This window comes from Arthrobacter sp. Y3225116, from assembly GCF_059091245.1.
Genome location: NZ_JBNHGL010000140.1, coordinates 1 through 7,653, shown reverse-complemented (window position 1 = coordinate 7,653; position 7,653 = coordinate 1). Strand labels below are relative to the sequence as shown.

Genomic DNA, 7,653 nt, shown 5'->3' with positions numbered 1-7,653 from the left:
GCCGAAGCCGGCCGGCCCGCCGTGGGCGGCGCCGAATTTGGCCACATCGGGCTGGACGCCCAGCGCCGGCTGAAGGGGCTGATCTTCGCCGAACAGCTGCAACGGTTGGCCAAGCTGGAACGGCAGGTCACAGTGGAAGCCCCCGCGGGGGAGTACGACGACGGACTCGGCTGGCGTACGCGCGCCGCGTTCGGCGTGGGGTCCGACGGGCGCCTCGCGATGCACGCGCACCGGTCCGACGAGCTGGTCCCCATCGAGGCGATGCCGCTGGCCGCGGACGCCGTCAACGACCTGCGGTTGTGGGAGTTGGATCTGTCGGGGCTGGAGCGGGTGGAGGTGGCCGCGCCCGCCGACGGGAGCACGCCGCTGGTGCTGCTGGTACCGGGCGCGGGGACAACGCCCAAACGGTTGGCGAAGATTGCCGACCGGATCGAACCCGGCGTGTCGGTTGCCGCGTGGGAGCCCGTGCCCGGGCGGCTCACCCGGTTGCGGGGACGCACCTGGGTATCCGAAACCAGCGGGCGGCACCAGTACCGCGTGACGGGAGACGGCTTCTGGCAGATTCACCGGCTGGCGCCGGCCACGTTGACTGCCGCCGTTCTGGACGGCGTTGCGCCCCGGCCGGGGGAGAGGGTGGCCGACCTCTACGCGGGTGCCGGACTTTTCACGGCGCCCCTGGCCGATGCCGTCGGGGTGACCGGCAACGTCCTCTCCATTGAGGGCTCGCCGGCCGCCAGCAAAGACGCCCGCAAGAACCTGCACGGTTTCGGGCAGGTCGAGATCGTACAGGGCAAGGTCGAACGGGTGCTGCGCTCGCAGCCCGAAGAGATGGACGCCGTCGTCCTTGACCCGCCCCGCGCCGGCGCCGGAAAAGCCGTGGTGCAGGCGGTGGCCGCCCGGAACCCCCGGGCGGTCGGCTATGTATCCTGTGACCCGGCGTCCTTCGCCCGCGACCTGGGCTACTTCCTGCAGCTGGGCTGGAACCTCGACTCGCTGCGCGTGTTCGACCTGTACCCGCATACCCACCACATGGAGTCCTTCGCCGTGCTCACCCCGGGGCGCCGCTGAGCGGGAACGGGCGTGCCGGCGGCGGCCTTCCCCGCGGGGTCCCAATCCTCCCCGCGCGCTCCCGAGCCTTCCGCACGATCCCGCGGCCGCTGCAGGGCAATCCCGGCTGTGAGGCAGGCCACAGGCGGCGCTCCGGTTCCTGCCAACGGGCTACCCGATAGGATGGGGGCAGCGGTTCCGGACGAAGCATATTGTCTCTGGCTTGTAAATTCTGCGGGCTGCGGCGCGTCAAAAAGGCCAGAGGCCGAGCCCACAGCTGTCCCTTCACACTTAGGGATGCCTAACTAGCGGGTGGTTGCCGCCCGGACAAAGATAAAGTGTGGCGAGAGGAGTCCTGTCATGAGTAATGTGGACAGCTTCGGTTCCAAAGGCGTCTTGAACGTCGCCGGGACCGAGTATGAGATATTCCGGCTGAGTGCCGTTGAAGGTGCCGAGAGCCTTCCGTTCAGCCTCAAGGTCCTGCTGGAGAACCTGCTTCGCACCGAAGATGGTGCGAACATCACGGCGGACCACGTCCGCGCCCTGGCCGGTTGGAACCCCGACGCACAGCCGGACACCGAGATCCAGTTCACCCCCGCCCGCGTCATCATGCAGGACTTCACCGGTGTTCCGTGTGTCGTCGACCTGGCCACCATGCGCGAGGCCGTCAAGGAGCTCGGCGGCGACCCGAAGCGCGTGAACCCGCTGGCCCCGGCCGAACTGGTGATCGACCACTCGGTCCAGATCGATGTCTTCGGCAACGCCGGCGCGCTCGAGCGCAACATGGAGATCGAGTACCAGCGCAACGGTGAGCGCTACCAGTTCCTGCGCTGGGGACAGACCGCCTTCGAAGACTTCAAGGTGGTTCCGCCGGGAACCGGCATCGTGCACCAGGTCAACATCGAATACCTGGCCCGCACCGTGATGACCCGCGAGGTTGACGGCAAGCTGCGCGCCTACCCGGACACCCTGGTCGGCACCGACTCGCACACCACCATGGTCAACGGACTGGGCGTGCTCGGCTGGGGCGTAGGCGGCATCGAGGCCGAGGCCGCCATGCTCGGCCAGCCCGTGTCGATGCTGATTCCGCGCGTTGTCGGCTTCAAGCTCACCGGCTCCATCCCCGCCGGCGCCACCGCCACCGACGTCGTGCTGACCATCACCGAGATGCTGCGCAAGCACGGCGTGGTGGGCAAGTTCGTGGAGTTCTACGGCGAAGGCGTGGCCGCGGTGCCGCTGGCGAACCGCGCCACCATCGGCAACATGAGCCCGGAGTTCGGCTCGACCGCCGCCATGTTCCCGATCGACGACGTGACCCTCGACTACCTGCGCCTGACCGGCCGCTCCGAGGAGAACATCGCCCTGGTCGAGGCGTACACCAAGGAACAGGGCCTCTGGCACGATCCGTCGCACGAACTGAAGTTCTCCGAATACATCGAGCTGGACCTGTCGACCGTGGTTCCGTCCATTGCCGGTCCCAAGCGGCCGCAGGACCGCATCGCCCTGACCTCTGCCAAGAACCAGTTCCGCAAGGACCTGCAGGGCTACGTAGGCACCGGCAACGAGGACGCCCTGGACGAGGCCCTGGAAGAGTCCTTCCCGGCGTCGGATGCCCCGGCCATGACCTCCACGGTCCGTCACGCTGCCGCGGCGCAGGCCGGCGGCGTGCACGCCGGCACCGCACAGGCCGACGACCGTCCCTCCGGCGGTTCGGCGGCCCAGGGACGCCACGTCGCCCTGCCCAGCGACGGCCGAGCCTCCAAGCGTGTCCACGTCACCATGGAAGACGGGCGCGAGTTCGAACTGGACCACGGTGCGGTGTCCATCGCCTCGATCACCTCCTGCACCAACACGTCGAACCCGTCGGTCATGCTGGCGGCGGCCGTGCTGGCCCGCAACGCGGTGGAGAAGGGCCTGGCGTCCAAGCCGTGGGTCAAGACCTCCATCGCCCCGGGCTCCAAGGTCGTCACCGATTACTACGAAGAGTCGGGCCTGATTCCGTACCTGGAGAAGCTCGGCTTCTTCGTGGTCGGCTATGGCTGCGCCACCTGCATCGGAAACTCCGGCCCGCTGGAGCCCGAAATCTCGCAGGCGGTCCAGGACAACGACCTGTCGATCACCTCGGTGCTGTCGGGTAACCGCAACTTCGAAGGCCGCATCAACCCGGACGTCAAGATGAACTACCTGGCGTCCCCGCCGCTGGTCGTCGCCTACGCCCTGGCCGGCACCATGGACTTCGACTTCGAGAAGCAGCCGCTGGGCCAGGACCCGGAGGGCAACGACGTGTTCCTGAAGGACATCTGGCCGAACCCGGTCGAGGTCCAGCAGGTGATCGACTCCTCGATCAACAAGGAGATGTTCGCCAAGGGCTACGAGGGTGTGTTCGAGGGCGACGACCGCTGGAAGGCGCTCGAGACCCCGGCAGGCGATACCTTCGCCTGGGACCCGAACTCCACGTACGTGCGGAAGCCACCGTACTTCGAAGGCATGAGCGCCACGCCGGAGCCGGTGCAGGACATCAGCGGCGCGCGCGTGCTCGCCAAGCTGGGCGACTCGGTCACCACCGACCACATCTCCCCGGCCGGTTCGTTCAAGTCCGACAGCCCCGCCGGCCGTTACCTGCTGGAAAACGGCGTGGAGCGCAAGGACTTCAACTCCTACGGTTCCCGCCGCGGCAACCATGAGGTGATGATCCGCGGTACCTTCGCCAACATCCGGCTGCGCAACCAGCTGCTGGACAACGTGGAGGGCGGCTTCACCCGCGACTTCACCCAGACCGGCGGTCCGCAGGCCTACATCTACGACGCCGCCATGAACTACCAGGCCGCCGGCACCCCGCTGGTGGTGCTGGCCGGCAAGGAGTACGGTTCCGGTTCGTCCCGCGACTGGGCCGCCAAGGGCACCGCGCTGCTGGGCGTCAAGGCCGTCATCGCCGAGAGCTTCGAGCGCATCCACCGTTCGAACCTGATCGGCATGGGCGTGCTGCCGCTGCAGTTCCCGGCCGGCGAGTCCGCCGCGTCGCTGGGCCTGTCCGGCACGGAGACCTTCTCCATCGAGGGCGTGACCGCGCTGAACGAGGGCACCACCCCGAAGACGCTGAAGGTCACCGCCACCGGCGAAGACGGCGGCACCAAGAGCTTCGACGCCGTGGTGCGGATCGACACCCCGGGTGAAGCCGACTACTACCGCAACGGCGGCATCCTGCAGTACGTGCTGCGCCAGATCTCGGCGAACTAGCCCCCGGGATCCGGCACACACCGCACAGCGGCCAACGCAGGGCGGGCGTCCGATGGACGTCCGCCCTGCGGCGTCCGGCCACCGCGCCAGCCTGCTTTCCGGCTCAGTCCCTGACCACGCGTCGCCGGCGTTGTGTGCACCCTCGCACCGGGGGAACGCAGAGTGGCGGATGGATGGCGGTAGGATTAACCGACGCTTTGTGAAGGAAAGGACCTGCTCTGTGGGATTGCTCGAGACCATCCGCGAGCCGCGCGACCTGCGCCGGATCGACATGGTCCAGTTGCAGGACCTGGCCCGGGAGATCCGCCAGTTCCTGATCACGAACGTCGCACAGACCGGCGGACATCTCGGCCCGAACCTTGGCGTCGTGGAGCTGACCCTCGGCATCCACCGCGTGTTCGATTCCCCGCACGACAGCATCGTCTTTGACACCGGCCACCAGTCCTACGTGCACAAGCTGGTCACCGGGCGGCAGGACTTCGGCACGCTGCGGCAGCAGGGCGGGCTGGCCGGCTACCCGGACCGCGCCGAATCGGTGCACGACATTGTCGAAAGCTCGCACGCGTCGTCGTCGTTGTCCTGGGCCGACGGCATCTCCCGCGCCCGCCGGCTGACCGGTGCAGGCGACCGCTACGTCGTCGCGGTCGTGGGTGACGGCGCCCTTACCGGCGGCATGGCCTGGGAAGCCGTGAACAACATCGCCGCCGACCGCGGGCGGCGCGTGGTGATCGTGGTCAATGACAACGGGCGGTCCTACGCGCCGACGATCGGCGGGCTGGCCGACCAGCTGGCCGCTTTGCGCCGGACCACCATCGACAAGGTCCGCACCCACCAGGCCTACGAAGGCACCCTGGACTGGTGGAAACGGAAGTTGCAGTCGGGCGGGCCGCTGGGCCAGTTCGCCTACCGGAGCCTGCACGCGACCAAGAAGGGCATCAAGGACTGGTGGGCGCCGCAGGGCCTGTTCGAGGACTTGGGCATGAAGTACATCGGCCCGATCGATGGGCACGACCTGGAGGCCGTCGAGGCCGCGCTGACGCAGGCCAAGAACTACCGGGGACCGGTAATTGTCCACACGATGACCGAAAAGGGCCGCGGCTACGCGCCCGCCCGCGCCCACGAGGCGGACCAGTTCCACGCCGTGGGCGTCATCGACCCGGAGACCGGCGAACCCGTCGAGTCCGGCGGCCGGCAGTCCTGGACATCCGTGTTCGCCGACGAAATCGCCGAGATCGCCGACGAACGCCAGGACATCGTCGGCATCACCGGAGCCATGCTGATCCCGGTGGGCCTGCAGAAATTCGCCAGTAAGCATCCGGACCGTGTCTTCGACGTCGGAATTGCGGAGCAGCACGCGCTGGCCAGCGCCGCCGGCATGGCCTACGGCGGACTCCACCCGGTGGTGGCCCTCTACGCTACGTTCCTGAACCGCGCGTTCGACCAGCTGCTGATGGACGTCGCGCTGCACAAGGCGGGCGTCACCGTGGTGCTCGACCGCGCCGGGGTGACCGGCCCGGACGGGCCCAGCCACCACGGCATGTGGGACATGTCGCTGCTGCAGATCGTGCCGGGGCTGCACCTGGCTGCCCCTCGCGACGCCACCCGGTTGAAGGAAGAGCTGCGCGAGGCGGTGTCCGTCGACGACGCCCCCACCGTTATCCGTTTCTCCAAGGGCTCGGTGGGACCAGAGGTCGAGGCCCTGGAACGGCTCAAGGACGGCGTCGACGTGCTGGTGCGCCGGCCGTCCGGCTCCACGGAAAACGACGTGCTGATCGTCAGCGTCGGCTCCATGAGCGAACTGGCGCTGGATGTGTCGAACCGGCTCGGCGCCCAGGGCATCAGCTCCACCGTCGTCGACCCGCGCTGGGTGCTGCCGGTGCCCCGCTCGATCATCGGCCTTGCCGCCCGGCACCGGATCGTCGTCGTGATCGAAGACGGCGTCCGCGCCGGCGGCGTCGGATCCCGGATCCGCCAGGAGATGCGTGCCGCCGGTGTGGACACGGCGCTGAACGAGGTCGGCCTCCCGGTCGAGTTCCTGGTCCACGGCACCCGCGCCGAGGTCCTGGAGCGCGTAGGACTCACCGCGCAGCAGGTGGCCCAGGACACGGTCGCGCAGGTGCTGGGCACCAAGGTCCCGTTCGCGCGCCCGCTGCCCGGCCAGGAACTGCCGACCGGCCAGATTCCCAAGATCCAGTGACCGGCCGCATGCCCGCCGAGGCCCGGCCCGGCGACATGGTGATGTTCCGCAACTGGAAATACGACGGCGCTGCCCACTGGCTGGTGCCCGGCACCTACCTGGGCTCCGACGGTTTCGGCGACTGGATCTTCCAGCCGGCCGGCTCCCTGGTCGCCCGGCCCGGCATCGCCTTCTTCGCAGCCTCCGATGCGGTGCAGTTACTGCCCCGGGAAGGCGACTACGTGGCGACGTTCTACGACGACACCTATCCCGGCGACTTCCGCATCTACATCGACCTGGCCGCCGGCATCCGGGTGGACCCGCTGCTTCCGGCCGGCTGGGAAGTCCAGCTCACGGACATGGACCTGGATGTGGTCCGCTCCGTCAGCGGCGGCGTGTACATCGACGACGAGGACGAATTCGCCGAACACCGGGTGGCCATGGACTATCCGCCGGCGCTGGCCGAACGGATCCAGGCCAGCTGCCTGGCGCTCTACGGGCAAGTGGCAGCCGAGGCCGCGCCGTTCGACGGAACGGCCCTGACATGGTTGAACAAAGGACGAACATGAGTTTCCTGCGGGTGTACAAGAAGAACGACGACGGCGCGCTGGTGTTCCGGGAGGCGTGGTTCGACGAGGACTACGGCCAGTTCGTGGTCAACCACGGCACGGTGGGCCACCAGAGCACCACCCAGGAGAGCCGGGACGTCGACCCCGAGGCCGCCGAGTCGCTGATGGACGCGTTCGCCGTGCAGTGCGCCGGGGACGGCTACGCGGAGCTCGCGCCGGGGGAGCAGCACTGGGTGATCGCCCAGTATGCGTTGAAGACGGCGGACGGCAGCGACCGGGACCGTTACCTCGAGGACAAGGCCAAACGCACCATCACCGAGTACTTCGCCTGGCGCGGGCTCGGAACCGTGGAGAAGACCGAGTTCGTCCCGCACAAGCTCAACATCTATGTCCTGGCGCCGGATGCGGCCAAGGCGGTCGCCGGCCTGAAGGTCTGCCTCCGCGAAGCCAAACTGGACTACACCAAGCTGAGCATCGGCGTCGCGCCCCACGGGGACCTCGCCGCGGTCAAACAAAAGCATCCGCTGCCGGCCAAGACGGCGTTCAGCCTGTAGGGCCGGCCGCCGGCGGGGACGGCGCTAGCCGCCCTCGGGCACGTCCAGGCCCGCGGCGCGCGCCGCCTCC

5 protein-coding genes are annotated in these 7,653 nt (G+C 68.5%); all 5 read left to right on the top strand.

Annotated elements, in window-relative coordinates; genetic code table 11:
- Window positions 1-1,068, top strand: a 1,068-nt coding sequence (locus tag AC5RV2_RS12310; protein ID WP_494092566.1) for a class I SAM-dependent RNA methyltransferase, incomplete at its 5' end; no start/stop codon positions are given.
- Window positions 1,069-1,407: 339 nt separating this feature from the next.
- Window positions 1,408-4,284 (top strand): aconitate hydratase, encoded by a 2,877-nt coding sequence (locus AC5RV2_RS12305; RefSeq protein WP_494092565.1) that lies wholly within the window; start codon window positions 1,408-1,410, stop codon window positions 4,282-4,284.
- 220 nt (window positions 4,285-4,504) lie between these two features.
- Window positions 4,505-6,481 (top strand): 1-deoxy-D-xylulose-5-phosphate synthase, encoded by a 1,977-nt coding sequence (dxs, locus tag AC5RV2_RS12300; protein ID WP_494092564.1) that lies wholly within the window; start codon window positions 4,505-4,507, stop codon window positions 6,479-6,481.
- 8 nt (window positions 6,482-6,489) lie between these two features.
- Window positions 6,490-7,029, top strand: coding sequence for a DUF402 domain-containing protein (locus AC5RV2_RS12295; protein WP_494092563.1), 540 nt, complete (start codon window positions 6,490-6,492; stop codon window positions 7,027-7,029).
- Window positions 7,026-7,583 (top strand): hypothetical protein, encoded by a 558-nt coding sequence (locus AC5RV2_RS12290; RefSeq protein ID WP_494092562.1) that lies wholly within the window; start codon window positions 7,026-7,028, stop codon window positions 7,581-7,583. Before AC5RV2_RS12295 ends, AC5RV2_RS12290 begins: the two co-directional genes overlap by 4 nt.
- The last annotated feature ends 70 nt before the right edge of the window (window positions 7,584-7,653 follow it).